At 70.2% G+C, this 25945-nt stretch carries 31 protein-coding genes; 22 read left to right on the plus strand and 9 right to left on the minus strand.

The window, feature by feature from the left end:
* Nucleotides 1–22 precede the first annotated feature (22 nt).
* Nucleotides 23–676, plus strand: coding sequence for an alpha/beta fold hydrolase (locus tag FY030_RS01055; RefSeq protein ID WP_158059894.1), 654 nt, complete (start codon nt 23–25; stop codon nt 674–676).
* Nucleotides 677–717: 41 nt separating this feature from the next.
* Here FY030_RS01055 and FY030_RS01060 read toward each other — a convergent pair whose 3' ends face one another.
* A complete protein-coding gene (locus tag FY030_RS01060) occupies nt 718–927 on the minus strand; it encodes a hypothetical protein (protein WP_158059895.1) in 210 nt (69 codons plus the stop codon).
* A 68-nt stretch (nt 928–995) separates the two neighbouring features.
* Nucleotides 996–1988 carry an NAD-dependent epimerase/dehydratase family protein gene (locus FY030_RS01065; RefSeq protein ID WP_158059896.1) on the minus strand — a complete coding sequence of 331 codons (993 nt, stop codon included), beginning with the start codon at nt 1986–1988 and terminating at the stop codon, nt 996–998.
* A gap of 243 nt (nt 1989–2231) precedes the next feature.
* Between FY030_RS01065 and FY030_RS01070 the strand changes: the two genes are divergently transcribed.
* The 13 genes from FY030_RS01070 to FY030_RS01125 all read left to right on the plus strand — a co-directional run bounded on the left by FY030_RS01070 (nt 2232) and on the right by FY030_RS01125 (nt 12172).
* A complete protein-coding gene (locus FY030_RS01070; RefSeq protein WP_158059897.1) occupies nt 2232–2654 on the plus strand; it encodes a YqeB family protein in 423 nt (140 codons plus the stop codon).
* Nucleotides 2655–2685: 31 nt separating this feature from the next.
* Entirely contained in the window at nt 2686–3165 is a 480-nt protein-coding gene (locus FY030_RS01075; RefSeq protein ID WP_158059898.1) for a DUF2975 domain-containing protein, read from the plus strand.
* The gene (locus FY030_RS01080; RefSeq protein WP_158059899.1) at nt 3165–3383 is read left to right on the plus strand and encodes a helix-turn-helix domain-containing protein; all 219 of its coding nucleotides are present in this window, start codon (nt 3165–3167) and stop codon (nt 3381–3383) included. Before FY030_RS01075 ends, FY030_RS01080 begins: the two co-directional genes overlap by 1 nt.
* Before the next feature lie 32 nt (nt 3384–3415).
* Entirely contained in the window at nt 3416–4852 is a 1437-nt protein-coding gene (locus FY030_RS01085; RefSeq protein WP_238348499.1) for an AAA family ATPase, read from the plus strand.
* A 216-nt stretch (nt 4853–5068) separates the two neighbouring features.
* Nucleotides 5069–5407 (plus strand): hypothetical protein, encoded by a 339-nt coding sequence (locus FY030_RS01090; RefSeq protein ID WP_158059901.1) that lies wholly within the window; start codon nt 5069–5071, stop codon nt 5405–5407.
* A 172-nt stretch (nt 5408–5579) separates the two neighbouring features.
* Nucleotides 5580–6494, plus strand: coding sequence for an ABC transporter ATP-binding protein (locus FY030_RS01095; RefSeq protein WP_158059902.1), 915 nt, complete (start codon nt 5580–5582; stop codon nt 6492–6494).
* Nucleotides 6491–7336 carry an ABC transporter permease gene (locus FY030_RS01100; protein ID WP_158059903.1) on the plus strand — a complete coding sequence of 282 codons (846 nt, stop codon included), beginning with the start codon at nt 6491–6493 and terminating at the stop codon, nt 7334–7336. The genes FY030_RS01095 and FY030_RS01100 overlap by 4 nt, the downstream gene beginning before the upstream one ends.
* Nucleotides 7337–7341: 5 nt before the next feature.
* Entirely contained in the window at nt 7342–8133 is a 792-nt protein-coding gene (locus tag FY030_RS01105; protein WP_158059904.1) for an SDR family oxidoreductase, read from the plus strand.
* A gap of 34 nt (nt 8134–8167) precedes the next feature.
* Nucleotides 8168–8365 carry a hypothetical protein gene (locus tag FY030_RS16220; RefSeq protein WP_192498669.1) on the plus strand — a complete coding sequence of 66 codons (198 nt, stop codon included), beginning with the start codon at nt 8168–8170 and terminating at the stop codon, nt 8363–8365.
* A 2-nt stretch (nt 8366–8367) separates the two neighbouring features.
* Nucleotides 8368–9327 (plus strand): TOMM precursor leader peptide-binding protein, encoded by a 960-nt coding sequence (locus FY030_RS01110; protein WP_192498670.1) that lies wholly within the window; start codon nt 8368–8370, stop codon nt 9325–9327.
* On the plus strand, nt 9324–10721 hold the full coding sequence (locus tag FY030_RS01115) for a YcaO-like family protein (RefSeq protein ID WP_158059906.1): 1398 nt from the start codon (nt 9324–9326) through the stop codon (nt 10719–10721). The genes FY030_RS01110 and FY030_RS01115 overlap by 4 nt, the downstream gene beginning before the upstream one ends.
* Nucleotides 10722–10763: 42 nt before the next feature.
* Nucleotides 10764–11597: a SagB/ThcOx family dehydrogenase gene (locus FY030_RS01120; protein ID WP_158059907.1), complete on the plus strand. Its 834-nt coding sequence runs from the start codon at nt 10764–10766 to the stop codon at nt 11595–11597.
* Between the two features lie 152 nt (nt 11598–11749).
* Nucleotides 11750–12172, plus strand: a complete 423-nt coding sequence (locus FY030_RS01125; RefSeq protein ID WP_158059908.1) for a hypothetical protein — start codon at nt 11750–11752, stop codon at nt 12170–12172.
* 79 nt (nt 12173–12251) lie between these two features.
* Here the strand turns inward: FY030_RS01125 and FY030_RS01130 are convergent, their stop codons facing one another.
* Genes FY030_RS01130 through FY030_RS01140 form a run of 3 tightly spaced genes read right to left on the minus strand, consistent with a single transcriptional unit; the run spans nt 12252 to nt 14913 of the window.
* A complete protein-coding gene (locus FY030_RS01130) occupies nt 12252–12890 on the minus strand; it encodes a response regulator (RefSeq protein ID WP_158059909.1) in 639 nt (212 codons plus the stop codon).
* A complete protein-coding gene (locus FY030_RS01135; protein WP_158059910.1) occupies nt 12887–14104 on the minus strand; it encodes a sensor histidine kinase in 1218 nt (405 codons plus the stop codon). The genes FY030_RS01130 and FY030_RS01135 overlap by 4 nt, the downstream gene beginning before the upstream one ends.
* Entirely contained in the window at nt 14101–14913 is an 813-nt protein-coding gene (locus FY030_RS01140) for a class I SAM-dependent methyltransferase (protein ID WP_158059911.1), read from the minus strand. Before FY030_RS01140 ends, FY030_RS01135 begins: the two co-directional genes overlap by 4 nt.
* Before the next feature lie 214 nt (nt 14914–15127).
* Here FY030_RS01140 and FY030_RS01145 point away from each other — a divergent pair, with 214 nt between their 5' ends.
* On the plus strand, nt 15128–15664 hold the full coding sequence (locus tag FY030_RS01145; protein ID WP_158059912.1) for a nuclear transport factor 2 family protein: 537 nt from the start codon (nt 15128–15130) through the stop codon (nt 15662–15664).
* Here the strand turns inward: FY030_RS01145 and FY030_RS01150 are convergent.
* On the minus strand, nt 15633–15998 hold the full coding sequence (locus tag FY030_RS01150; RefSeq protein WP_158059913.1) for a nuclear transport factor 2 family protein: 366 nt from the start codon (nt 15996–15998) through the stop codon (nt 15633–15635). The genes FY030_RS01145 and FY030_RS01150 overlap by 32 nt on opposite strands.
* 31 nt (nt 15999–16029) lie before the next feature.
* Nucleotides 16030–16665, minus strand: a complete 636-nt coding sequence (locus tag FY030_RS01155; protein WP_202879738.1) for a nucleotidyltransferase domain-containing protein — start codon at nt 16663–16665, stop codon at nt 16030–16032.
* A gap of 596 nt (nt 16666–17261) precedes the next feature.
* Between FY030_RS01155 and FY030_RS01160 the strand changes: the two genes are divergently transcribed.
* Nucleotides 17262–17678, plus strand: coding sequence for a hypothetical protein (locus tag FY030_RS01160; RefSeq protein WP_158059914.1), 417 nt, complete (start codon nt 17262–17264; stop codon nt 17676–17678).
* 680 nt (nt 17679–18358) lie between these two features.
* A complete protein-coding gene (locus FY030_RS01165) occupies nt 18359–18916 on the plus strand; it encodes a P-loop NTPase family protein (RefSeq protein WP_158059915.1) in 558 nt (185 codons plus the stop codon).
* Nucleotides 18917–19016: 100 nt separating this feature from the next.
* Here FY030_RS01165 and FY030_RS17390 read toward each other — a convergent pair whose 3' ends face one another.
* Together FY030_RS17390 and FY030_RS01170 are read right to left on the minus strand one after the other, a co-directional pair.
* Nucleotides 19017–19253, minus strand: a complete 237-nt coding sequence (locus FY030_RS17390) for a DUF5956 family protein (RefSeq protein WP_475475134.1) — start codon at nt 19251–19253, stop codon at nt 19017–19019.
* A gap of 70 nt (nt 19254–19323) precedes the next feature.
* The gene (locus FY030_RS01170) at nt 19324–19833 is read right to left on the minus strand and encodes a putative immunity protein (RefSeq protein WP_158059916.1); all 510 of its coding nucleotides are present in this window, start codon (nt 19831–19833) and stop codon (nt 19324–19326) included.
* Between the two features lie 492 nt (nt 19834–20325).
* On the opposite strand from FY030_RS01170, the gene FY030_RS01175 reads away from it, so the two are divergent.
* From FY030_RS01175 to FY030_RS01200, 5 genes are all read left to right on the plus strand, one after another.
* Entirely contained in the window at nt 20326–21108 is a 783-nt protein-coding gene (locus FY030_RS01175) for an SDR family NAD(P)-dependent oxidoreductase (RefSeq protein ID WP_158059917.1), read from the plus strand.
* A gap of 693 nt (nt 21109–21801) precedes the next feature.
* Nucleotides 21802–23709 (plus strand): molecular chaperone DnaK, encoded by a 1908-nt coding sequence (gene dnaK / locus FY030_RS01185; RefSeq protein WP_158059918.1) that lies wholly within the window; start codon nt 21802–21804, stop codon nt 23707–23709.
* Nucleotides 23706–24377 (plus strand): nucleotide exchange factor GrpE, encoded by a 672-nt coding sequence (locus tag FY030_RS16680; RefSeq protein ID WP_158059919.1) that lies wholly within the window; start codon nt 23706–23708, stop codon nt 24375–24377. The genes dnaK and FY030_RS16680 overlap by 4 nt, the downstream gene beginning before the upstream one ends.
* 70 nt (nt 24378–24447) lie before the next feature.
* Nucleotides 24448–25479 (plus strand): DnaJ C-terminal domain-containing protein, encoded by a 1032-nt coding sequence (locus FY030_RS01195; RefSeq protein ID WP_158059920.1) that lies wholly within the window; start codon nt 24448–24450, stop codon nt 25477–25479.
* A 5-nt stretch (nt 25480–25484) separates the two neighbouring features.
* Complete coding sequence (locus FY030_RS01200) at nt 25485–25925, plus strand: heat shock protein transcriptional repressor HspR (protein WP_158059921.1); 441 nt, start codon at nt 25485–25487, stop codon at nt 25923–25925.
* Nucleotides 25926–25945: the final 20 nt, after the last annotated feature.

The following is a 25945-nucleotide window of genomic DNA, read 5'->3' on the forward strand; positions in this document are numbered from 1 at the left end:
CCGCGAGGGCTAGGCTGAGCCGGTGACTGACCCCGCATCCCCCGCCCCGCTCGTCCTCCTGCACGGCGTGGGGCAGGCCCCGATGGCGTGGGAAGACGTAGTGGTCCAGCTCTACGGCAGCCGTCGTCTCCTCACCCCCTGGGTGCCGGGGCTGCGGCCAACGGAGAGGCAGGTGCTGCCCCTGTCCGAGGGCGCTGCCGCGCTGGACCAGCAACTGATGCTGGAGGGTATGCAGCAGGTAGACCTGTGCGGGTTGTCCTACGGCGCCATGGTGGCCACCCGGTTGGCAGCCGACTTCCCCGAGCGGGTGCGACGGCTGGTCCTCATCGCCGGCCAAGTGCGTCCGCCCCGGCTGCTGATGCGTGCCCAGGCGACCGCCCTGAAGCTGGTGCCCGCCTCGAGGCTGGCCGACTCGGGTGTGTCCAAGGAGCGGCTCCTGCAGGCGCTGGAGGCTGCTCGGTCGACCGACCTCTCCGACGCTCTGCCGCGGATCCAGGCCAGCACCCTGGTGCTGGTAGGGGCCAGGGACAAGCCCAACCAGCCCGCCGCCCGCACGCTGGCCGAGGGAATCCCGCACGCCCGGCTGCGCGTCGTGCAGGGCGCAGGTCACGCACTCAACGAGGACGCCCCTGGTGAGCTCGTGCAGATCCTGCGGGACTTCCTGGACGCCCCTTGACGGTCAGCGGCCACTGATGGGCAGCCAGCGGCCCGGCTGATTCAGCCGGGGTCGTCGACCTTGAGGGCTGGGTGCACGTGGTCGGGGGTGTCCGGGTCGTCGTGGTCGTGCCCAGGAGCCTGCTCGGCGGGCTCCTGACCGAGTCCGCCGGACTCCGTCGGGTCATCCTGGCCATCCAGCGGCTTCTGGTCGGTCTCGCTGAGGTCGCCCAGGCCGCTACGGTTCAGGCGGTTGTCGACAGGACGGGACATGGTTCCTCCTTGGTTGTCGGACGCGTCCATCCTCACAAAGCCCGGTCCGCGCCGCAGGTCGAGCGGGCTCACGTCGCTTGCAGCACTCGCGCCTCGTCAGCGTCGTCGAGGCCGCACCGGCGGCCCCCGATCCGGGCCTCCTCGTGGGGCAGGACGTCGCGGAAGGTCTCGACGAGCGGCCGGGTCACCAGGCCTGCCGCCACTGCGCGGCTGGTGTCTAACGTGCCGAAGCCGCGGAGCGCGGGGTCGTCGATCCACAGGGGCAGGGAGGCTGGTCCCATCCAGCCCGAGACGCCCAGCTCGGCCAGTCGCGCCGGTGGGACCGGGCGAGGTCGGGCGCGACCGCCGGCGGCCTCAGCGGCCGCGGCCAGCACCTGGGCCAGCGGGGTGCTTGGCCCGGTGACGTTGTAGGCGCCGTCCAGCCTCTGTGTCGCCGCCCGCAGCAGCCAATGGGCCAGGTCCCGCACGTCGATGAGCGCCGTGGGGTAGTCGGGGTCGTCGGGGGTCACCACCTCGGGGAGGCCGCGGTCCGCACCTTCTGGCGCATCGACGGGGTGGGCGAACCGCCAGGGCCAGTAGCCGCTGCGTCCCGACTCGTCACCGGGGCCGCCGATGAGCCCAGCCCGCGCGAGCGTCGATGTCGTCCTACTGTGGCGGTACGCCTCCTCGCAGGCGACCTTGGCTGGGCCGTACTCCTCCATGCCGCTCATCCGCTCCCCGGCGAACGGCTCCACCAAGGGCGCGCCCTCGTCCAGGCCAGCCCCCGCCTCGTAGACGTTGGCGGTGGAGACGAACACCCAGTGCTCGGTCCGCAGGTCTCGCACCGCCCGGTGCACGTGGACCGGGTGCAGGGTGACGTCGACGACGGCGTCCCAGCGCCGACCAGCGACGGTCGCAAGACCGTCGTCCTCGTCACGGTCGGCGACGACGAAGTCCACGCCCTCGGGTGGAGGGGCCGATCCACGGGCGAGGCAGGTGACGTCATACCCGGCGCCCACCGCCTGCCGGGCGACCTCCCGACCGAGGAAGGCGGTGCCGCCGAGGACGAGGATGTGTGTCATGCCCGTACTGTGGCACGAAGGGAAGGGGCGTGGGGGGTAGCCGTCAGGAGGACCGGGAGCAGGAAGACCAGGCCACCGAGGAGGTTGGCCACCGCGGTGCGTCTCGACCAGCGGCCGCGGGCCAGCACGAGGATGCTGGCGGACAGGCAGAGTGCGATCCCGGCAGCAAGGACCCAGCGCAGGGAGTTTGCCGCGTCAGTGGAGATGGTCTTCCCCAGCGCTCGCGGTCTATCGTGGACGCCCATGACGGACCACGACCCTGACGCAGGCTCGCCTGCTCGGACCGTCGGGGGTTTCGACCAGGCCGGACGCACGTGGGTGCTTGCCCTGTTCGGTCTCGGCGGTGCCGGCCTCGGCGCTGTCCTCCCGCTCCTCGTGCGGTGGGCGGCAGAGCTGCCGTGGGTGCCCTTCCAGGGCCCGTTGCGGCTGCTTGGTTCCTTCGACCAGCAGTGGCTGGTCTGGGGTCGCCCGGCCCTCGGCCTCCTGCTCGGCCTGGCCTTCGCGGTCTGGGTGATCCACGACTCGCCCGTGCTGGAGATCGACAGGGACCGCGTCAAGGTGCGGAGGCGTGGCGAGGTATCAAGCACGGGTACCCGTGGGAAGGACCCCGGGAGTAAGCGGTTCGGCGCAGCGCGCCTACCCAGCTCGCCTGCATCTATCTATTGACTTTCGATAGAAATACATCGATACTCGGGTTATGAGCACTCGAGTCGCCGTCCCTCTCCTCCGTATCCTGATCGTCGTCGCGGTCCTGGCCATTCTCGTGCTGCAGGCGGTCTTCCTGCCCTGGCTGTCCGGCGACATGGCCCGCGACCTGCCCGCCGAGGCGCACATGCGCTGGCCCATCCTGACCCTGGCCGTCCTCGGTCTGCTGTGCGTCCAGGTGGCGCTGGCATGCACCTTCCGGCTGCTCGGCTTCATCGCCAGCGGTGGCGTCTTCACCCACGACGCGCTGCGCTGGGTGGACGGCATCATCGGGGCCTTCGTCGGTGGTGGGCTCGTCTGCCTGGCCACCATCGGCTACCAGTCGGCGACCATCGCTGGCCCTCCGCTGTGGATGATGGTCCTGTGGGCAGGGGTGGCTACCGGCGTGGGTCTGGCCTCGCTGGTCTGGGTCATGCGCTCCCTGCTCGTGCAGGCGACCACGCTGCGCACCGAGCTGGAGATGGTGATCTGATGCCCATTGTCGTGCGCCTCGACGTGCAGCTGGCCACACGCAAGATGTCGGTGGGGGAGTTCGCCGAGCGGGTGGGTATCACCCCCGCCAATGTCGCGGTCCTGAAGAACGGGCGCGCCAAGGCGGTGCGCTTGGCCACGCTCGAGCGCATGTGCGAGGTTCTGGGCTGTCAGCCGGGGGACCTGCTGGAGTGGGTCCCGGCGGACGACGCGCCCTGACCCCGTCCCCGGGTGCGGCTACGGTCATGTCTATGGCGGACGAAGAGGTACAGGGGTTCCTGCGCGGGTTCCGGGAGCTGGTCGAGATGTCGCACCGGCTTGCAGGCGGGGCCGGGGAGCGTTTCGGGGAGGTGCTGGAGCGACATTTCGGGCAAACCCCCTCGGTCATCGCTGTGCTGACCGAGGAAGTGCTGAACCACCGCTACGCCGACTGGGACACCGCACTGGAGGTGCTGTCCGGGCGCGACCCTGCGGCGCACGAGGTCGGCGTCGGGGGAGGGGACATGCGCTACCACCAGACATTGACCGACTTCGCTGCGGAGGCGCACGGGCGCACCCCGCTGGGTCAGGTGGACTACGTCTCGATCCCGGTGGGTCCGAAGGAGTACCGGCGCGCGATCGGTTTCGGCATGCGGTTGTTCCGTTATCAGGACGTGCCGGTGGGGGTGATGCAGCGGCGGGCACACCCTCGCTACGGCCAGCCGAAGGGCAGCTTCGAGCTCATGTGCCCCGACCCCGACGTCGCCGCCGCATTGCTGGGAGAGGCTCGAGAGCTCGCGGTGCAGCACAGCGTGCTGCGTGGCCAGGTCATCACGCTGGAGATGTCCGGCTACGGCCCGGAGTCCGAGGGCATCGCGTTCCTGGAGCGTCCGGAGATCCCTGCGGACCACGTCATCCTGCCGATGTCATCGTTGGAGCGGATCGTGGCCCACGTGACGGGGGTGGCCGAGCACGCCGACGTGCTGCGCCGGCACGGTCAGCACCTCAAGCGCGGGCTGCTGCTGTACGGCCCTCCCGGCACCGGCAAGACCCACACTGTGCGCCACCTCATCAGCCGCAACCCCGGGCATACCGTGGTGGTCCTGGCCGGCGAGACGCTCAGGTTCATCTCGTTGGCGGCCAACCTCGCCCGCGCCCTGCAACCGGCCATCGTGGTCCTAGAGGACTGCGACCTGGTGGCCGAGGACCGCGGCCAGGGACCCTCCGGCCGGCCGCTGCTGTTCGAGGTGCTGGACGCCATGGACGGGCTCGACGCCGACGCCGACGTGACCTTCCTGCTGACTACCAACCGTGTCGAGGCGCTGGAGCGGGCCCTGGTCCAGCGACCCGGGCGGGTCGACCTGGCCGTGGAGGTGCCGCTGCCGGACCAGGACGGGCGGCGACGCCTCCTTGACCTCTACCGGGGTCACGTCAGCTACTCAGCCGGTGCGCTGGAGGAGGCTGCCGCCCGGACCGGCGGCATGACCGCCTCGTTCACGAAGGAGTTGATGCGTCGTTCCGTCCTCGAAGCCGCTGTCGCTGGGCAGGAACCGGGGGATGAGCACCTGGCCCGGGCCCTCGACGGGTTGCTGTCCGGACACGAAGAGCTCACCCGGGTGCTCCTCGGCGGGACCGGTCCCGAAGCGACGCAGCGCGGCCCGTCCCCGTGGGAACAGAGCGGCGGACAGACCTGCAACCCCTTTGCCTAACACCGGAGTCAGACTCCGTGCTATCGCTCATGACCCAGCCTCGGGACCCTGGCGCGATACCCGCATCTCGCATGGGCTCCGAAGGGACCCCCAGCAGGACCGCTGACAAGGCCCAGGTCATGAGGGCAAGGACGGCGACCGAGGACCTGACCACCATTGTTGCCGGGTCAAGCCTTCTCCGGGTGGTGGTGGGTCAGCCCCGTCAGGATGATGACGATGGGCAGCACCTTGCACGTCAGTTTGTCACCCGATCGGCGGACACGTCGCCATCCGATCGGCGAGAGTCCTCACCCAGATGTTGCCGAGCCGCCGCGGCAGACCGAACACTGGTGTGCGCCACCGCTTCTCGCGGGACATGCACCTCGATCACCATCACTCATCAGAAAGGAAACGACCGCCATGACTCTCACCCTCACGCCGGATGCACTGCGAGGCGCCGTCGACAGCGCGCAGGTCCAGACCTTCGGCGAGACGGCCGTGCTGTTCGAGCCGACCGCCGCCCGCTGTTCGTCGTCCTCCTCAACCTGCTGCGTCCTCTGCGTCAAGGTGTCCTGACGCCAGGCCGCCCCTGAGGACCCGGAGCCCCGCACCTGCTGCGCGGGCCCCGGGTCCTCTGCTGTCCGCCCACCCTTGGCCCCGGACGGTTGCCGTGTCCTCCGAACGGATGACATCGCAAGCAGCCGAGTGGGCGTCGCGGGCGGCGGCCCTCGCCGGCCACAGTGACGCCATGGACACCACATACCTCAGCCACGCGATCGATGTGCAGGACGCCGTCGTCCGCTACGGCGACGTGACGGCTCTGGACGGCGTCGACCTGCAGGTCGAGCCGGGCCAGGTGACGGCCCTGCTCGGTCCCAACGGGGCCGGCAAGACCACCCTGGTCGACTGCCTGGAGGGCTTCCGGCGACCGACCTCGGGCACGGTCCGCGTCCTGGGCATCGACCCGTGGCGCGCCGGCACCCGTTGGCGTGACCGCATCGGAGTCGTCCTGCAGGACACCCGGATGGATGCCGACCTCACGGTCGCCGAGTTCGTCGCCATGACCCGAGGTTGGTATGCCGACCCGCTCAGGGCGGACGAGATCCTCTCCGCCGTGGGCCTCACCGGTTTGGCGGACCGGCGGGTGCACAAGCTGTCCGGCGGTGAACGGCGCCGCCTCGACCTGGGGCTGGCGCTGGCCGGACGCCCGGACCTGCTCTTCCTCGACGAGCCGACCACGGGGCTGGACCCCAACGCGCGGCGCGAGCTGTGGGAGCTGTTGTCGGGGCTGCGCAGCCAGGGCCACACCATCCTGCTGACCAGCCACGACATGCACGAGGTCGAAGCGCTCGCGGACCAGGTCGCCGTGCTCATCGGCGGACGGATCCGGGCGGAGGGCACGGTCGCACAGATGCGGGAGCAGTCCGGGCTGCCCGCGACGGTGTCCTTCGTCAGCAGCGCCGACCCCGCACGCATCACCCCGCTGGGGGCCGAGCGTGACGAGCGCACGGGGCGTTGGCAGCTCCGCACTGACGACACCACCGACACGCTGCGACGGGTCACCGCCGCACTGGGCGAGGACGTGATGGACGTCCAGCTGCGGACGCCCACCTTCGAGGACGTCTACCTCACACTGCTCGGCCGAAAGGAGGCCCACTCATGATGACCGTCGGCTCCGTCCACGACGACACCGCACCGCTCATGACCCCACCCACGACCCCCGCCGACGGCCAGGCCCGGCCCCACCGCCCCGACCCACCGGGTGCGCTCGGGAGCGCCGTGCGCCAGCTGCGCTGGGACTGGCTGCAGCAGATGCGCAATCCCTCGGCAATCTTCTTCACCCTGGCGCTGCCGGTGCTCTTCCTGCTCGCGTTCGCGATCACCAGCCCCGACACCGAGGCCGCGGCCGGCTACTACGTCCCCACCATGATGGGGCTGGCCGCCGCCTCGGGCACGCTGACCAACCTCGCCGTCACGCTGACCTACCTGCGCGAGTACGGCCAGCTCAAGCGCATTCTGGTGACGCCGCTGCCGCGCAGTTCCTTCCTCGCCGGACGGATCGCGGCCGCCGGGATCGTCTCGCTGCTGACCTGCGCGGTGCTCGGCGTCGTCGGCGCGGCAGCGTATGACGTGATGCCCGAGCAGCTCTGGGCGCTGCTGCTGGCCCTGGTCGTCATCGTCACGGCCGGCAGCGCGGTCGGTGTGCTCACCACGACGATCATCCGCAGCGAGACCGCCGCGGCGCCGGTCGCCAACGCCATCGGCCTGCCGGTCATGCTGGCCTCCGGCGTCTTCTTCCCGCTGTCCAACGCCCCCGACTGGTTCACCCGGGTCGCCGAGCTGCTCCCGTTCACCCGGTCCGTGGAGCTGGCGGTGGCCTCATACGAGGGGACCGTCACCGGCGAGCTCGTGCAGCAGGCGCTGCTCACCGGTGGCCTGTGGACCCTCGGGGCGATTGTGCTGGCCGTCCGGTTCTTCAGCTGGGCGCCACGCAAGAGGCGGTGAGGGCGGTGCCGCTGTCGACCCCCACGCTGGCCGCGAACGGGCTGACCCTCCTGTCCCAGCGCGAGAGCATGACCCGCGCCGCTCGACAGGCCGCCGGGACCGCCACCGGCGACCTCCCCCACGGCGCCGTGGTCGCCGACCTGTGGAGCACCGACGAGTCCTGGCGGGAGCACCTGCATCGGGCCCTCGCGACCGGAGGGCCGGTGGTGCTTCTGTCCAGTCTGGGCATCGACGGTCCCAGGCACCGCGACCCCTACACCCAGGTCCTCGCGGACCGTGAGCGGCACGCTCGCCAGGCGGTCCCAGGCGCGCTGGTGCTTCGGCTCGCGCCGGTCGTCGAGGACTTGGCCGTCTACGAGGGGGCGCTGCGTGCCGGGGTGCCCATCCACCACGCGTACCCGGCGGAGCCGGTCGCCTGGCTCGCGGCGCGTGACGCGGTCGGCGTGGCTGCGGCTGCCCTGCGGAACGGCCGCACAGCCTCGGTGCTCGAGGTGGCCGGCGGTCAGGAGGTCACGGTGACCAGGCTCCTGGAGGACTACGCCCGCCGGCTCGGCGCGGCCTCCCCCGGGCTCATCCCCGTCCCGGCCGAGCAGCTGCTGGCCCAGCTCGAGCAGGTCTTCGGGGCGGATAGCGCCGCCGCCGTCGTCGGCCACCAGCAGTGGGTGGGCTCCGTCGCCGGGCGTACCGGCCGTGGGGCCGAGACGGTGCGGCGGGCCCTGGGTCGGGAGCCCACCGGCTGGGCCACCGCGGTAGCCGGCCTGACCGCACCCCTCCCTCCCGCCCCCGGCACGCCCTGACCGACACGACAGAAGGAAATGGACAACAAGACCCATGTCACCCGCCCGCGACGATCTCGTCCTCATGCCGATCCTGCTGGCCCTGGGCCTGAGCGCCTTCGGCGGCCTGGTGGTCTGGCTGATCACCCAGTCGGCCGGCCACGCGCTGACCTCCGCGGCCATCGGCCTGCTCATCGGCGCAGCCATCTATCTGCTCTCCGTGGGCAACGCCCGCAAGAACGAAAGGCAATGACCATGACCTCCCCCACTCTCGCCCCCCGCACCCGGTTGCTCCGCTCTGGCGACAAGCTCTTGGTCGCCAAGGACTCCGAGGTCCGCACGATCTCCGGCGCGGCCGCGGTGGACCTCGTCGACACCCTGGTCCGCTCCGCCAACGGGCCGCGGCTGCCGGTCCCTAGCGACGCCGGCCCGGAGTGGCACGCCTTCCTCGCCCTGCTCACCGAGGCGGGGCTGGTCACGACCGACCCGGCCGTCGCGCGGGCCAGCGGTCAGGCCCGCCTGCTGTGGGACCGCTGCGGGCAGGCGCTGCCCATCCAGGACATCGACAGCGCGCTGCGCCGGTCGACGGTCCCCGTGGTGGGCAGCGGCACGGTGGCCGACCGCATCCGCCAGATCGTCCAGGAGGCCGGGCCGCGGGTCGTCGCAGACCGGGCCGCCGGCGCGTGCGGGGCCGATGTCCCCGGCGCCGTCGCGGTCACCGTGGTGGTGGGGGAGTCGCTCACCGACCCGGCGCTGCTGGATCACAACGCGTGGGCGTTGGAGCACCGGGCGCCGTGGCTGGCGGTCGTCCCTGATGACGCCGGGCGCTCGGTCGTCGGACCGTATGTCGTCCCCGGCTCCTCAGCCTGCTTCCGCTGCTACCTGCTCCGCCGGACCGCCAACTTCCCGGACCGGCGCATCATCGGCGAGCTGAGCACCGCCGAGCCCGTGCCCACGAACACCCCCCGGGTCCAGCTGCTGGGCATGGGGTGGTTCACCGCCGCTTTGGCCGCCGAGAAGGTGCTGGAACGGGTGGCGCTCGGTGACCACTCCTCGATGAGCGCGCCCGGCTCCCTGGCCAGCATTGAGCCCGCCCGGCCCGGCGTCGAGGTCTCCGAGCACCGGGTGCTGCGGGTGCCGCGCTGCCCGACCTGCTCGCCGGCCGCCGGGCACGGCCTGCCCCAGGTGTGGTTCCACGGTGGTGAACGGCCGTGACGGCGACGACCGAGAGGGTGGGGGCCGGGGCGCCGACCCGCGCCATACCCGCCCTGTCCACCGAGACCCCCTGGACCGAACCCCAGGTCGGCTGGGGCCGGCTGGCCACCTTTGCCTCTCCCATGGTCGGGGTCGTGCACCGGCTCTTCGAGCAGCTCCACGACGTCGACGACATCCGGATGACCGGTGTCGGTGCGCAGGCGTGCGAGTCGACCTGGCTGCTGGGTGCCCCCTGCAACGAGCTCAACGGCGGCGGCGCGGGTGACCCCCGCCAGGCGCGGGCCGCGGCCATCGGCGAGACGGTCGAGCGCTACAGCGGCGCCTACGTCGACCCGCTGGCCCTGACCCTCGCCACGCCGGCCGAGCTCGCGGTGCAAGGCCTTGACCACGTCCGGCCCGACGAGCTGACGCTCCTGGCGCCCGAACAGCTCGCCGACCCGGGGTGCCCGTTCGTCCCGTTCACCGACCACACCCGGCTGCAGTGGGTGACCGGTGTCGACCTGGTGGGCGGCCACCGGGTCGCGGTGCCCGCCCAGCTCGTCCACCTCATCGGCAGCGCCCTGGGTGACCCCCCGATCGGTTACGCCACCAGCAACGGTATGGCGTGCGCGTGCACCTGGGAGGAGGCCGTCCTGTCGGGCCTGCTGGAGGTCGTCGAGCGCGACGCCTTCATGGCCACCTGGTACGGCCGGCTGTCGCTGCCCCGCATCGACGTCTCGTCCTCCCCCGAGCTGCGCCGGTTCTTCGCCGACCACGTCGACCCTGCAGGGCTCGACGTGGCCCTGGTCGACATGTCGGTGCTGGTGGATGTGCCCGCCGTGCTGGCGGTGGTCCGCAACGCCGGCAGTGGCATCGCCCCGCTCGCGCTCGGCGCCGCAGCCTCCGCCGACCCGGCCACCGCGGTCCGCAAGGCGGTCATCGAGGCCTTCCAGACGCGTACCTGGGCCAAGGCCGAGCAACGCGAGGGTGCGGTCATCGACCCGTCGAGGGGTCTGGACCAGGTCCACGACTTCGACGACCACGTGCGGCTCTCGCTGCACCCTGCGACCATCGACGCCGCCTCGTTCATCGACGCCTCGACGGTCACGGTGCCGTTGTCGGCCCTGCCGGCCGTGGACGGCGGCACCCCCGGTGAGTTGGTGCGCAACGTCATAGCCCGACTCACACCCCAGGGCGTGCGGGCCGTGGCCTGTGACGTCACCAGCCCGGACGTCGCCGAGGGCGGCCTGGTCGTCGCGAAGGTCTTCTCCCCGCAGCTCAGCCCACTCGACAGCGGCTACCGCACCCGGCTGCTGGGCAGCCGGCGCCTGCGGGAGCGAGCCCACGAGGTCGGGATCCTGGACCGCCCGCTCGACGTCACCGACCTCAACCCGTGGCCGCACCCCTTCCCGTGAACCCGCCCCCACCGTTCCGCACCCTTGGGAGACAAGACAAAGATGATCACCGACTCCATCCACGGCGCCAACCTGGTCGACATCGTGTACGGCGAGGTGCCGGCGCCCGGTGACGTTGCCGAGGACTTCATCGAGGCGACCAAGATCCACAGGGACGCCATGGGCTGGGACGCGCCCGGAGTGCGCATCCTGGAGACCACGCCGGAGATGCACCCGGTCGTCGCCCGCGCCGGCCAGCGCCACCTGTCTCACGCCACGATCGAGCTGCCTGAGCCAGAGCCGTTGCCCACAGCCTTCGACGACGTGCTGCGCCGGCGGGTGAGCGCGGAGAGGCTCACCGCCGACCCGCTGACGGCGGAGGAGCTGTCGACGCTGCTGCGCCACGCCTGGGAGCCGCAGCCCGGTACCGGCCCGGCCCACGGCGGGCCCCCACGCCGTCCCTCACCGTCGGCCGGGGCGCTGAATCCGCTGGAGCTGTGGGTGGTGGTCCGGAACGTGAGGGCGTTGGCGCCTGGGCTGTACCACGTCGAGATGCCCAGCTCCGGCACGGCGCTGCTGACCCGGGTGCGTGACGTGGACGTGCCGGCGCTCGCCCGCGCCGCCCTGCAGGAGGACATGGTCCTGGCTGCACCGGTGACCCTGGTCGTCACGATGATGCCGTGGCGGTCGCGGTTCAAGTACGGCCCGCGGGCGGTTCGGTTCGCCCTGATGGAGGCCGGCCACACCTGCCAGACGCTGCTGCTCACCTGTGCGGCCATGGGGCTGGCGACCCGGCCGCTGGGCGGTTTTTGCGACGACGAGGTCAACGAGCTGCTGGGCTTCTGTGGCGTGGACCAGGTGCCGCTGTACCTGGTGCCGGTCGGACGGCCGTGCTGAGCGCTGCTCGCCCCACTTGGCCGGGCGGTCCCGCGCCGCCGGTCGCGCTCGTCCACGGGTTGCTCCCGTGGGCGATCACGGCGGGGGCCCGGGGTCGCGGGCCCGCGGCCTGGGTCGCCACCTGCACCAGCCGCCCGCAGCAGACGTATGACATGGCGACCCTTGTGCTCGCGGGGCTCGCGGCAGCGCGCGGTCACCGGGGAGCGGTCCTGGCTGCCCTCGCCGCGGGCGCCTGGCTGGCTGCCCCTCCGGCCTCCGCCGCGCCGGCCCTGACCTGCTCGGTCGCGGCCGCCGAGGAGGTGATCTGGCGTGGGGCGCAGGCGCCGGCGTGGTCGGTGGCGCTGTTCGCGCTGCTGCACGCCCCCGCGCATCCCCGCCGCTGGCCCTACCACCTGCTCACCGGGGCGGTGCTGCACGGCGTCGCCAGCTCTCTGGGGGTGACCGCGTCCGCCCTGCTGCATGCCGCCCACAACCTGGCCCTGGAGCGCCGGGCCGCGCCGGCGACCCGGGCTGTCGGCGGGCGGACCGTCGACTCCGGCGCCGCACCCGCCCTCGACTCGGCCGTCGCCTGGTAGCCGGGTCGGACGTCCCGATCTCGGCCGGCCTCCGGCATACCCGCCGTGGCGGTCCCCTGAGTCCCGACCCCGCTGCGCGTTAGCCCGCCGGGTCGATGAGGCCCTGGGCGATCGCGGCACGCACCGCAGCCGCCCGGTCGTTGACCCCCAGCTTGGTGTAGCACCTGGCCAGGTAAGTCTTCACGGTGGCCTCGGAGAGGTAGAGCCGCCGACAGATCTGCCCGTTGGTCATGCCCAGCGACACCAGCGTGAGGATCTCGCGCTCCCGCTCGCTCAAGGGCGCCTTCTCCTGCGGCTCCCGCAGGTGCCGGGCCAGCGCGGCGCCGACCTCGGGGGAGACGACCATCTCGCCGCGGGCGGCTTGGGCCAGGGCGCCCCTGATGTCGGCTAGCGCGGCGTGCTTGGGCACGAAGCCGACGGCACCGGCCCGGATCCCGTTGGCGATCTCGACCGGGTTGGACGTGGCAGACAGGATGAGGACCGGCAGGTCCGGGTGGGCGCTCCGGAGCTCGGCGATGAGGTCCGTGCCGGACACCCCCGGCATGGACAGGTCGGTGAGCACCACGTCCGGGCTGGTGCGGGCGACGGCGTCGAGGGTCGCCCGGGGGTCGGTGATGGTGGCGACCACCTCGATCTCACCGGTCTGACCCAACAGCAGCGACAGGCCGGTGGTGACGATCTCGTGGTCGTCGACGACGAGCACCCGCAGCGCGGTCATCGGCCCGCCTCCGCCGGTGCCGCCGGGCCGATCGCCTCGAGCGGCACCATGGCCGACACGGTGGTGCCTCGCCCCGGCTCGGTGTCTAGAAGCAGCACCCCGCCGGCCCCCCGGACCCGGGCGCGCATGCCACCGAGGCCGAAACCATGGCCGGCGCCGCGGCTGGGAGCGACGGCGTCGGGGTCGAACCCCGCGCCGTCGTCGGTCACCTCCAGCAGGAGCATCTCGCCATCGGCACGCACACCCACCTCGACGCGGCCGGCCCGGGCGTGGGCAGCGGTGTTGGAGAGCGCCTCCCGCAGCACCCGCAGGATGACGCCGCGCGCCACCGGTGACGGGCAGAAGCCGTCGAGCTCGACCGCGACCTGGGAGCGCAGACCGGTGGCCGTCGTCACCGCCTGCACGGCGGTCCTGACCGAGCGCTCGAAGTCGGCCTCCTCCAGGTTGTCCTCGGCCGTGCGCGCCAGGAGGTCTCGCAGGTCGCCCAGCGCGCTGACCACCTGCTCGTACGCCATCGTGGTGTGGCTGTCGTCGGCCACGGCAACCGCGCCGGTGTCGATCTGTCGCTGGCGGGCTGCCTCCAGCAGCATTCGGGTCACCGTGAGTCGCTGCATCACGCCGTCGTGGACGTCCTGAGCCATCCGGGCCCGCTCAGCGGCCGCGCCCTGCTGCCGGCTGGCCTCCGCCAGGTCGGCCTGCGTCGCGGCGAGGTGGCGCAGCGCCCGCGCGCGCGACTCGCTGAGGGCGACGATCTGGGAGATCCAGGTGCCGGCGACCACGCTGAAGACGAAGCCGATCCCGAGGGCCACCAGGGCAGGCTGGCCCGAACCTTCCTGGTGGGCAAGCAGCGCCCCGGCGCACAGCGCGAACAGCGCCGCCACGCTCGGAAGGGCCCGGGGCAGCGGCAGGAACCAGAACAGCTGCGGGACAAGCGCCGGCAGGAACAATGCCGCGGCCGGGGTCGCCGCGGCGACGACGGTGGACCCCAGCAGGGAGGAGCCGATGAGCAGCAGGTCGTGGTGTGCGGAGCGCCCCTTCCCCCGGGCGTTCGTGAAATGGCCCACGACGATCACCACGGTGCCGAGGACCACGAGGACCGCGCCCGGCCATCCCGCCGCGGCGACCGCGAGCAGGACGGCTACGCCGAGCGTCAGCCCGAAGTAGGCATGCCAGCCGGGTCCCGTCCCCTCCCAGTCCGGGTCGTCCACCGTCATGGCCGGCGCAGCTGGGCGTAGAGAACGGTGTCGGCCTTGGCGGCCGCCGCCTCGTCGTGGTCGAAGGCGGCCACGGCCTGGGCCACCCCTGGCGCCGACCACAGCTCGGCCGCCGCCGCGGAGTCGTAGGGATGACCGGCCAGTCCGCCCCGGGCGACGTGCACCGTGGTCGGCGCCCCCGCTTCGGCCGCGGCCCGTCGCAGCAGCCGGTCGAGAGCTGTCACGTCGTAGGACGCCGCGAGCTGGTCACTGAGGTAGGCACGCTCCTGCGGGGTGCGCGCCAGGGCCAGGAAACGGTCTCGCTCGGCGGCGTCCTCCGGGGCAGCCACGTCCACCAGGTAGAGCGTCCCGCCCTCGCCGAGGTGAGCAACGGCCTGGCGCAACCCCTCCTGAGGGTCGCTCCACAGCCCAAGGTTGAGGTGGCACAGCACGAGGTCGAAGCGTCGCGGCCCGTCATATCCGGGCGCGGCTAGCGCCTCCGGGAGCTCCTCGGCCGTGCCCGCCAGGATATGGACCGCGGGGTCGGCCGCGTGCCGGGTGCTGGCGGCCGACACCGCCTCCGGGGCCGGGTCGAGGCCGACCAGGACCGCGTCGCGGTCCAGCGCCCGTAGGTCGCTGATCAGCTCGCCCCCACCGCAGCCGAGGTCCAGCACCGCCGCCGGAGACGGCCGGAGCGCCAGGCCCAGCGCGCCCGTGAGGCGCCGCGAGCCGGCGGTCTCCCGGTCGTCGAACCCCCCACTGACCGAGCGACGGTCGGCCCTGACAAACCAGCTCTGTGCGGTGGCCCCTGATGCGTCATCCCCTCGCATGTGGCGACCTTACTGCACCATCGCGACCCGCTCAGCCGTGCGCTACGGCACCCCTGCCAGCCAGGTCGAGAGGACACCGGTGAGGATCGAGGCCAGCTGTGTAGGCGCCTCCTCGGCCATGAAGTAGGACCGCGGGCGTAGCGGCAAGGCGCGACCAGCGGCAGATCGGGACGTCGCGCGCGGCTGTGTCGGCGCCCTCCTACACGATGTGTCGATGGACGACGCACAGATGCTCGAGGACCGGCTGCTCAGGCTCGAGGGCCTGCAAGAGGTACACCGGCTCATCGCCGAGTACAGCCACGGCGCTGACAAGCGAGAGCTGCAGCGGTTTCTCGCCGTCTGGCATGAGGACGCCGTCTGGGACGTTGGCGTGGCCAGATTCACGGGGATAGAGGAGATCGCGATGGCGATCCAGCGGCAGTGGGCCGCGCAACCTGTGATGACGCATTGGGCGGCGAACATCTCGGTCGACCTTGCACTTGGGAGCACGCGAGCCCACGCGCTAGTCGATACGGACACCCTGACTCAACTGACCTCCGGGGACTGGCTTCAGTCGGCGGGCACCTACCATGACGTGCTCGAACTCAGGGATGGTCACTGGGGATTCGTTGAACGCCGGGCCGAGGCGCACTTCAGCCTGGCGCTGGCGCCAGGAGCTCAAGAGGAGGGGCGTGATAGGCGTACCGACAGCGGCAGAAGTGAGCACCCTCCGGTGCATGTCAGGGAAGAACGGTCGCCTGGTGGTAGATGAGCTGCCAGCGGCCGTCACGTCGCTGCCACAGTGAGGTTCGACGAGCGCGACGATCCTTGCGAGTCGAGTCCCAGAACACTTGAATCATGTCCTCGGTGAGCTGGCGGCCCGTCAAGTTGTCAATGCGTATGCCTGCCGTGCTGGGGTCAGCGGTCTCCTGGACCAGGAGGTCGAGGATGGACCGCCGGTCCCAACGCCGGCCCGAGGCGCCGATCTCGATGAAGGTTGGTGACAGCAGTTTTCGGAGTCGGTCCGCGTCGCCACGTGTTGACGGGGATTGGAGCTCGCGTTCAAGTTCGAGTACGCAGCGCAGGTCGTCGTCGATCGTTCTCATGACAACGGATCATCTATCAGGCGGTGGGAGCTCAAGCCTTTGCGGCACGGGCAGATCCGGACGTCAACCGTTCCAGCCAGGGGTGGGTCGGAGAGGTTCGTGCGATGGCGTCGTGGAGCCACGTGCGCTGGGCGGGAGCGAGGTGCGGGATGGTGGCGTGGAGGTCGTGCTCGTCCTTGGGGTGAGGTGATCGGGACTTGTGGAAGAGTTGCACCTCGGGCGCCAGGTAGGGGATGCCCGAGGACGACACCCGACGCGTGTCCGCAAGGCTCATGCGAATCCGCGGGTCTCGCCGAGACACCCAGTGGCTGCCGTCGGACTCGTCGATCATGAACTGGACCTGCCACGGGCCGTCGGCGTCTTTGCGGCACCAGATGTCGTGCACGCTGGTCGGCAGAGTTTGGCCGGGCAGCCAGCGGCGCAACGCTCCAGGTGGGTGGGCTGCGTAAATCTCCCAGTCGTGCAGGCGTTCCTGGATCATGTGCTGGTCTGCACGCAGGACGAGAACGTCGATGTCGGCGTGTGTGCGGGTCTGTCGACCCACGAACAGGTCGATGGCCCAACCGCCTGCCACGAGCCATGGGCGATCCGCGCCTCCCAGCACGACCTTGACCTCTGCCGGGGACAGGCGCGACCAGGGTGCAGTGACATCTGGTTCGGCTCCCATCACGACAGCCTGGCACGGTGTCCCCACCGTCGGGAATGCGGCACGAGCGCGCGCGTGGTCAGAACCCGGTCCTGGGTTTCAAGAACTCGTGTTGCCCTCGCATCTCGACCATAGGATGGCAGGCAGCAACAGCATGCGCGCTCGTGTCAGGTCCTCGTCTGGTTCCACGATCTGGACGGGGGTGAAGGGCGGCGCCGGGCCACCCTTGTGCTTACTCCGGGGGGTGAACTGCGGCCCCCGGGCGATGTGGAGGCTGAGCGATGATCACCATCGGCGAGAACGTGGTGGCCTGTGGGCGCCTGGTGGAGCGGGAGGATTACGGTGCTTCTCTGGGGTTCTGGGGTGGCGGGAGTGAGCCGTGGCCCGATGGAGTCGTGGCCCCACGTGAGTACCCGGCGGTGCAGCTTGTCGTGGCCAGCCCTGCGCTGAATCTCAGCCCACTTCGAGGCAGTAACGTCGAGGTGCGGGGCCGGTGGGGGGCGGAGGGGCGGATCCATGTGGACCGGGTGGCACCCGTTCGAGGTTCGCGCCCTAGCGGCCCTGTCGCTCCCCGAGCAGGGATTGGGACCCGGCATGCCCGGAAGCGCAGCGAGCGCATGGCCGCTGCCGAGGATCCGCTGTTCCACTCTGGTGATGTTCTCTGGCGCTTTCTCGGCGCCGGCCCCCAGGATGGCGGTGCGGTGATCAGGCAGCGCGGCAGCGACCGGGAGCGTGTCGACGAACTCGTTCAGGTCTACGCCCAAGAGCGTCTCGGCGTTCCGGTCACGGTGCACGAGAGCCGTCATACCTGGCAGGAGCTGGAGGACGCCCAAGCAGCACTTGTCGACCTGCCCGACCACCAGAAGGCCTCTTTGGGAATGGGTTTGAATGAGGATCGGTCTGATGTGCGTTTGGTCGTCGAGCTCCTGTACCCCACCGCAGAAATCTTGGCCAAGCTGGAGGATCTACCGGAGAGCATTGTCCAGGTGAACTATCTCGTTCGGTCGCTGCGAGAGGTGTCTGAGCCCGCCTGACACTAGGTGGCAGTAGTGGTAGATGGGGGCCATGCTGCGTCGTTAGGTTGAGCGCTATGGTCACAGCATGGCTATGGTCACTAGCACACACCGCGCGCGGGTCGCGTCAGGCAGTCGGAAGACGGCTGAGCGGGAACGGATGTTGACGCTGGTTGCGGCAGGCCTGGGCGCCTTTTTGCCGCTGCTTCCCTCGCTATTCACCGGGGCCAATGCGCTCACTTACTTCGCGATCCCGTGGGGCGTGGTCATCGCTTGTTTGGGGTGCGCAGCAGTCAGCCGGGTCTTGGTGGGGGCTTGGCTGCACTGGTTCGGTGCTGCAGCACTTGTCGCTGTCTTGGTGCTCTTACCGATCACGCAGCTTATGGGACTGTGGGCAGCGCTCGGATGCGGTGTTCTCCTGGTCGGTCTTATGCGTAGGGACCTGTGGATCATCTTGGCTGGCACCGCGACGGCCTGCGTTGGGACGATCCTTCCTGACTGGCCAGCTGCCTACTCTGATTATGTTCCTAGCGCTAACCAGACCGATTGGCCAACGATCCAAGCCCTGGTCGCGTTCTCGATTCTGTCTCTCGTAGGACTCGGAAGTTGGGGGAGCAGTCGCAGACGTACCGGTGATTAGCGACCAATTTGCAGTTCTTAGACCCGGAGCACTTCACCTCCCGTTAAGATATCCTTGCTGGATGTTCAGGGCGCAGCGCGTGCTGCTTTACGGGGTAACGGGGTCCGGCAAGACCACGCTAGCCCGGACGCTGGGGGTGGCGACGGGGTTGCCGTGGTACTCGGCGGACGACGAGATCGGGTGGTTGCCCTCTTGGTGCGAGCGGCCCACCGATGAACAGCGAGCCCTGGCCAAGGCGATCTCGGACCAGCCCGCGTGGATCCTGGACACGGCCTACGGGAAGTGGAAGGACGTCGTGGTTCCGCGTGCGCAGCTTGTCGTGGCTCTCGACTATCCGCGACGTGTGTCGTTGCGGCGGCTCCTCCAGCGGACCGTGTCACGGATCCTGACTCGTGAGGCTGTCTGTAACGGCAACGTCGAATCGTTCCGCCAAGCGCTGTCCCGGGACTCCATCCTCCTTTGGCATTTCCGCAGCTTCGAACGCAAGAGGAGGCGAATAGCGGAGATGTATGCCGATCCTGACGGTCCCAGGGTGATCCGCCTGTCATCACCTGAACAGACTCGGCGATGGATGGCCGACGTCGAGCGTCAGGGCCTCCCACTGGTCGACAGTCGATAACCGCACATGGGCGCGGTTCCGCAGGCGACCGAATGGCCCGCGGCATGCGCGTGCGCGTCGCCTTGGCACCTACTGACGTCGTCGTGAAGCAGACATGCGATTAGCCGTCCACGGCAGACGAGCCCAATCGCGCTTGCTGCTGCGCTACCCGCAAGCAAGCCGATGAAAAGTCCGTCCTTCTCAGCCGACTGCGCGAGATGCTGCAAGGCCGGGCCAAGGACGCGAACCCAGGCGGAGGCCGCAAGAGCCAAATTCTGCCGGGGGGCCGCGGCGGGAAACCGCATTCAGAGATCCCCAATCGCCGTCGCTCATGGGCACAGTCTGATACCCAACCCACCAAGCGAGCCTGATCCCGTCGGCCACTCGTGATTGCCCACCGAACACGCGGCAGGAAGCGTGCGTCTGGCTCAGTCGCCGAACACTGACCAGCAGATGTCGTTTCGCCGGGCTTGATCCTCGACCATCAGGGCGGAAAGGTGCTCAGGGACCTGCGCGCGTTGCCAGTCGCGTTCGGCGCGGCGAGCATGGGGGTCGTTGGGCTCTGCAGCCTGGACGGCTTTGATCGCGTAGGCGGCGGCGCCGAGGTCGTGCTCGGGGACGTGTCCCACGCAGGCTGCCTGTCCAGCGGCGTAGGCGGCGAACCGGGATGCTCCCTGCAACGTCCGGGCGGCACCCATGGCATGCCCCCCGGCCGCCCTGGCCTGCATCGTGCCTATGTCTCCTGTCGCCCACGAACGCGCGGCAAGGATCGCGTCGCGAGGGCGGGTATCGCCAGGGACCTCCTGCTCGAAGAGGTGCAGCACATGGCTGGCACAGTCAGCGGCCCATAGGGCCAGGAGCGCGTGATCCTCCTCGGTCAGGAGCCCACCGCGTCTGACCGTGATCAGACGGGGGTCTCGCACCTTCGCAAGGATCACTAACCCATCCTGGCACCTGTCCTCTCCGGCGCGGACGGGCTGTCAGGTCCGTGGTGCACGCGAAAGGGTATCTACGCGGTAGAGACGGACGTTGGTCGACTTGGCCAACGGTAGGTTCGACCATGGGTAAGTACTGGGACCGCACGCTCGAGTACCTGGGTTTCCGACGACCGCAGCGCGATGGTTATCACCAGTCGCGGCACCGGTGGATATGCGATCGTTTCGGCGCGATGGTCCAGCCTGAACAGCAGGACCAGCACGATGCTGGGCATCACCGGCCTCCGCGGCTCCTCGTGGGGCGATAACTGCCAGCGACGTTCGCCGGGAGATGGTGATCGTGCTGAGCCGACCTAGCCCGCGCGCGGCTGCGGCGACTGACCGGCCGCTGGCCACGGCTGCCAGACAGCTGGAGGCGCCGCACAGGCAACCGTCGTGCCAGGGTGCCTAGGTGAGGATGGAAGAGATACAGCCCGCACCCCAAGGAGGAACAACATGAGCACCACCCCACTCGCCGTGATCACCGGCGCCTCGACGGGCATCGGTCTGGAGTTGGCGCGCGAGCTCGCCTCACGCGGCTACGACCTCGTCATCTGTGCCGATGAGCCGCAGATCGACTATGCAGCCGCCGAGGTCGCCGACGGGACCACCACCATGGCGGTCCAGGCCGACCTGGCGACCGAGGAGGGCGTCCAGCAGCTCATCGACCGGGTGCGCGGCCTCGGTCGGCCGGTCGACGTGCTCGCCCTCAACGCCGGCGTGGCCACGGGTGGACCTTTCCTGGAGGTGCCGTGGCGCGACGACGCCCGGCTGGTAGCGCTCAATATCAACCACGTCCTGGCCGTCGCCAAGGACCTGCTGCCCGACATGGTGCAGCGCGGCAGCGGCCGCGTGCTGATCACTTCCTCGATCGCGGGCACCATGCCGGGGCCGTGGTATGCCACCTACGCTGCGTCTAAGGCGTTCCTGCATTCCTTCGCAGAGGGGCTGCGCTTTGAACTGCGGGAGACGGGCGTCACCGTGACCTCGCTCCTGCCCGGACCCACCGAGACTGAGTTCTTCGACCGGGGCGGCATGCAGGACACTGAGGTCTACGAAGCGAAGAAGGACGACCCGGCACAGGTGGCCAGAGACGGTGTCGAGGCCATGCTCAAGGGCGAGGACTCGGTCGTCGGCGGCTCGTTCAAGAACCGGCTCCAGGCCTTGGCCAGCAACTTGCTGCCCGAGCCGGTTAAGGCCCGCGTCCACTCCCAGATGACGAAGAAAAGGGACGAGTGACGGGGGGCTGCCGGCGGATGCGGCGAGACAACTGAAACCCGGGGAGACAGTCCAAGGCCTGTGGGAATGCCGTTCCACGTCGACGCGGTCAGCCGCGCGCGTTAACGGTCTTGTGGGTATGCAAGGGTGCGGGATATGACTGATTGGCGGACCGACCGTGTCGGATCGGCACTGCGCGGCCAGAATCCGACCTTTCTCAGTCGGCTACCTGGTGCCTTCGCCGTCAGTGGCGACGTTCAATGGCTGCCCGGCTACTGCTGCTAACCGATGAGCCCGAAGCCGACCGACTGTCCGATCTGCCGCGGACGCAGAACGACCCGCGGCAGATCCGTGCGTCTGACCGCGCAGCACTGCGACTGGTTCGCCCCGTGGTGCCATGGGGGCTCCGAAAGCCTGGCTCGTCAGCCTGCTCGCCGGTCTGGGGTGGGTGGTCGGTTCAGCCCTGGTGACGCGTGAACCGCGGTCGATCGGACACACGCTCATTGGGACTCTCTGCCCGCTGTCCGGGGCCAGGTGACGTGGCGCGCTGCGGGAATGATCCAGTCAACCGAAGAGTTGAGCCTAGTGAACTCAACTTCGATGAGCCTGGGTTTGACAACCCAGGGGCACCACCTCGTAGGTTGAGTGCAGACGTGTCAACCCCGCGTTGCGCCCGCCCGGGTGCGGCGCCCCGCAGACCAAGGAGAACATCACATGGGACGTGCAGTCGGCATCGACCTGGGCACCACCAACTCGGCCGTCGCCGTGCTCACCGGCGGTGAGCCGGAGATTATCGCGAACGCAGAGGGCGGCCGCACCACCCCGTCCGTCGTCAGCTTCGCCAAGAACGGCGAGGTCCTCGTTGGCGAGGTCGCCAAGCGGCAGGCCGTCACCAACGTCGACCGCACTATCCGGTCGGTCAAGCGCCACATGGGCACCGACTGGGGCCAGGACATCGACGGGAAGAAGTACACGGCCCAGGAGATCAGCGCCCGCATCCTGATGAAGCTCAAGCGCGACGCCGAGGCCTACCTGGGTGAGCCGGTGACCGACGCGGTCGTCACCGTCCCCGCCTACTTCGACGACGCCGAGCGCCAGGCCACCAAGGACGCCGGTGAGATCGCCGGGCTCAACGTGTTGCGCATTGTCAACGAGCCCACCGCCGCGGCCCTGGCGTACGGCCTGGACAAGGGCAAGGAAGACGAGCTGATCCTCGTCTTCGACCTCGGTGGTGGCACCTTCGACGTGTCCCTGCTTGAGGTGGGCAAGGACGCCGAGGACGGCTTCGCGACCATCCAGGTCCGCGCCACCCACGGTGACAACAAGCTCGGCGGTGACGACTGGGACCAGCGCGTGATCGACCACCTGGTCACCACGGTGAAGAACCAGTCCGGCGTCGACCTGTCCAAGGACAAGATCGCCCTTCAGCGCCTCAAGGACGCTGCTGAGCAGGCCAAGAAGGAGCTGTCCTCCTCGACCAGCAGCAACCTCAACCTGCAGTACCTGTCGATGGGCGAGAACGGCCCCATCCACCTGGACGAGACGCTGTCCCGCGCCCAGTTCGAGCAGATGACCTCCGACCTGCTGGAGCGCACCAAGGCTCCGTTCGAGCAGGTCATCAAGGACGCCGGCATCTCGGTCAACGAGATCGACCACGTCGTCCTGGTCGGTGGCTCCACCCGGATGCCGGCCGTCGTCGAGCTGATCAAGAAGCTGACCGGCGGGAAGGAGCCCAACAAGGGGGTCAACCCGGACGAGGTCGTCGCCGTGGGCGCCGCCCTGCAGGCCGGCGTCCTCAAGGGCGACCGCAAGGACGTGCTGCTCATCGACGTGACCCCGCTGAGCCTGGGCATCGAGACCCAGGGCGGCATCATGACCACGCTCATTGAGCGCAACACAGCCATCCCGACCAAGCGCTCGGAAGTGTTCACCACCGCCAGCGACAACCAGCCGTCGGTGGGCATCCAGGTCTACCAGGGTGAGCGCCAGATCGCCGCGCACAACAAGCTGCTCGGCAACTTCGAGCTCACCGGCATCGCCCCGGCCCCTCGTGGCGTGCCGCAGATCGAGGTCACCTTTGACATCGACGCCAACGGCATCGTGCACGTCTCCGCCAAGGACCGCGGCACGGGCAAGGAGCAGTCGATGACCATCTCCGGCGGCTCGGCCCTGCCCAAGGACGAGATCGAGCGGATGATCAAGGACGCCGAGGCGCACGCCGAGGAGGACAAGGCGCGCAAGGAGGAGACCGAGCTGCGCAACACCGCCGAGCAGTTGGTCTACTCGACCGAGAAGTTCCTGGCCGACTCCGGCGACCAGGTCCCCGCCGACACCCGGGGTCCGGTCGACACTGCGCTGACCGACCTCAAGGACGCCCTGAAGGCCGACAGCGGCGCCTCCCTGGACGACATCAAGACCAAGATGGAGACCTTGTCCACCGAGTCCCAGAAGATGGGTTCGGCCATGTACGCCGCGCAGCAGCAGGACGGTGCGGCCGGCGGTGGCGCCGGATTCCAGGACGCGACCGGCGCGGCCGACGTCGACCCCAACGCTGCCGGCGGCTCCGGCGACGACGGTGACGTGGTCGACGCTGAGGTCGTCGACGACGAGGACACCAAGTGAGCGACACGGACAGGACCCCGACCGGCGGTCCCTCCGAGGAGGAGACTGCCGGGAAGGGTCCGGTGATCCGCGACAAGCGCCGCATCGACCCTGAGACCGGTCAGCCCCGGCAGGCTGCGGACCCGCAGCCGACCGTGCCGGAGGACGCCGGCGCGGTCCCTGGCGAGCAGTCCGGCCCCGGCGACGCCGGTGAGGCCGGCGGCCAGGACGACCCGCACCCCGACGCCCAACTGGCCGCTGAGCGGCTGGAGGAGATGCGGCGGATGCAGGCCGAGTTCGTCAACTTCCGCAACCGCACCCAGCGGGAGCGGGAGACGGACCGGACTCGCGCCACCGGCGCCGTGGTGGAGGCGATGTTGCCCCTGCTGGACGACATCCACTCCGCCCGGGAGCACGGCGACCTGGAGGAGGGCACGCCGTTCGCAGCCATAGCCGACAAGCTGGAGGCGACGCTTGGCCGCTTCGGCGTCGAGCGCACCGGATTCGTCGGTGAGCCCTTCGACCCGACGGTGCACGAGGCCCTCATGCACCTGCCGGCCGACGGCCCCGGCGTCGAGCTCCCCGAGGGTGCGACGGAGATGACGGTCGTCCAGGTCATGCAGCCCGGTTTCAAGATCGGCGACCAGGTCGTGCGGGCCGCCCGGGTGGCGGTCGCCGACCCCAGCTGACCCCGATGCGGGGCAGGCACGACATACCCGCTGACGAAGTGGGAGAGGATGACAGGGAGGTGAGGACCGCATGGTGAGCCAGGACTGGATGGACAAGGACTTCTACGCCATCCTCGGCGTCGAGAAGGATGTCGACGACAAGACGTTGAAGAAGACCTACCGCAAGCTTGCGCGGGAGTGGCACCCGGACTCCCGTCCGGGTGACAAGGCGGCGGAGCAACGTTTCAAGGACATCGGTGAGGCCTATGCGGTCCTCTCCGACCCCGAGAAGCGCAAGCAGTACGACGCCGTCCGCGCCATGGGCGGCGGTGCCCGCTTCACCGCCGGCGCCGGCAGCGCCGGCGGTGCCGGGGGTTTCGAGGACGTCTTCGCCCAAATGTTCGGCGGCGGTGGCGGTGCCCAGAACGTCCGCTTCGAGACCGGCGGCGGCGGCATAGACCTCGAGGACCTGCTCGGCGCCTTCGGCGGCGGCGGGTTCGGCGGTCAGCAGGGCTTCCCCGGGGGCTTTCCCGGCGGGAGCCAGGGCGGCTACGGGAGACGCGGTACGCCGCGGGGCCAGGACGTCGAGGCCCGCACGACCATCGACTTCAAGGCTGCCGTCAACGGCGACACCGTCACGCTGAGCAAGCCCGACGGCGGCACGGTCAGCACGCGGATCCCCGCCGGCGTCAAGGACGGCCAGAAGATCCGGTTGCGCGGCAAGGGCCTGCCCTCGCCCGTGCAGGGCGGCGAGCCGGGCGACATGTACCTGCATGTCACGGTGGCTCCCCACCCGGTCTTCGGGCGGGACGGGCTCAACCTCACCGTCGACGTGCCGGTCACCTTCGCCGAGGCCGCCCTGGGCGCGACCGTCCAGGTGCCCACGCTCGACGGCCCGCCCGTCAAGGTCAGAGTCGCGCCGGGCACCCCCTCTGGGCGCGTGCTGCGGGTCAAGGGCCGCGGCATCGCCGCCAAGAGCACCACCGGCGACCTGCTCGCCAAGGTGCAGGTCGTGGTCCCGCAGCGGTTGTCCGACAAGGCACGGGAAGCCGTGGAGGCACTCCAGGCCGAGGACGGCGGCGCGGACCCCCGGGCCGAGCTGCTGCGGCGGGCGGGGACGTGAGGGCGATGATCGACCGCGACACCCCCGTCTACGTGATTTCGGTGGCGGCGGAGCTGGCCGGGATGCACGCGCAGACGCTGCGCCAGTATGACCGGCTCGGCCTGGTCACCCCCTCGCGCACGCGGGGCGGCGGCCGGCGCTACTCCGCCCGCGACGTCGACCGCCTTCGCGAGGTGCAGCGCCTGTCCAGCGAGGGTGTGAGCCTGACCGGCATCCAGCGCATCCTCGACCTGGAGACCCAGGTCGAGGCGATGCGCACCCGGCTAGCCGAGCTCACCGCCGAGAACCACGCGCTGCGCGAGGCCGTGGGCCGCTCCCAGCGGGTCTTCGCTGCCGGTCGCACCGGCGAGGTGGTGGCGCTGCGCGCCGGCACCCGCCCGAGGGGCACCTCTGCCGGCACCGCACTGACCCTGTGGCGCCCCCAGGGCTGGCCTTTCGACGACTGACTCTGAACGAGCACGACCCA

The organism is Ornithinimicrobium pratense, assembly GCF_008843165.1.
Lineage (GTDB): Bacteria > Actinomycetota > Actinomycetes > Actinomycetales > Dermatophilaceae > Ornithinicoccus > Ornithinicoccus pratensis.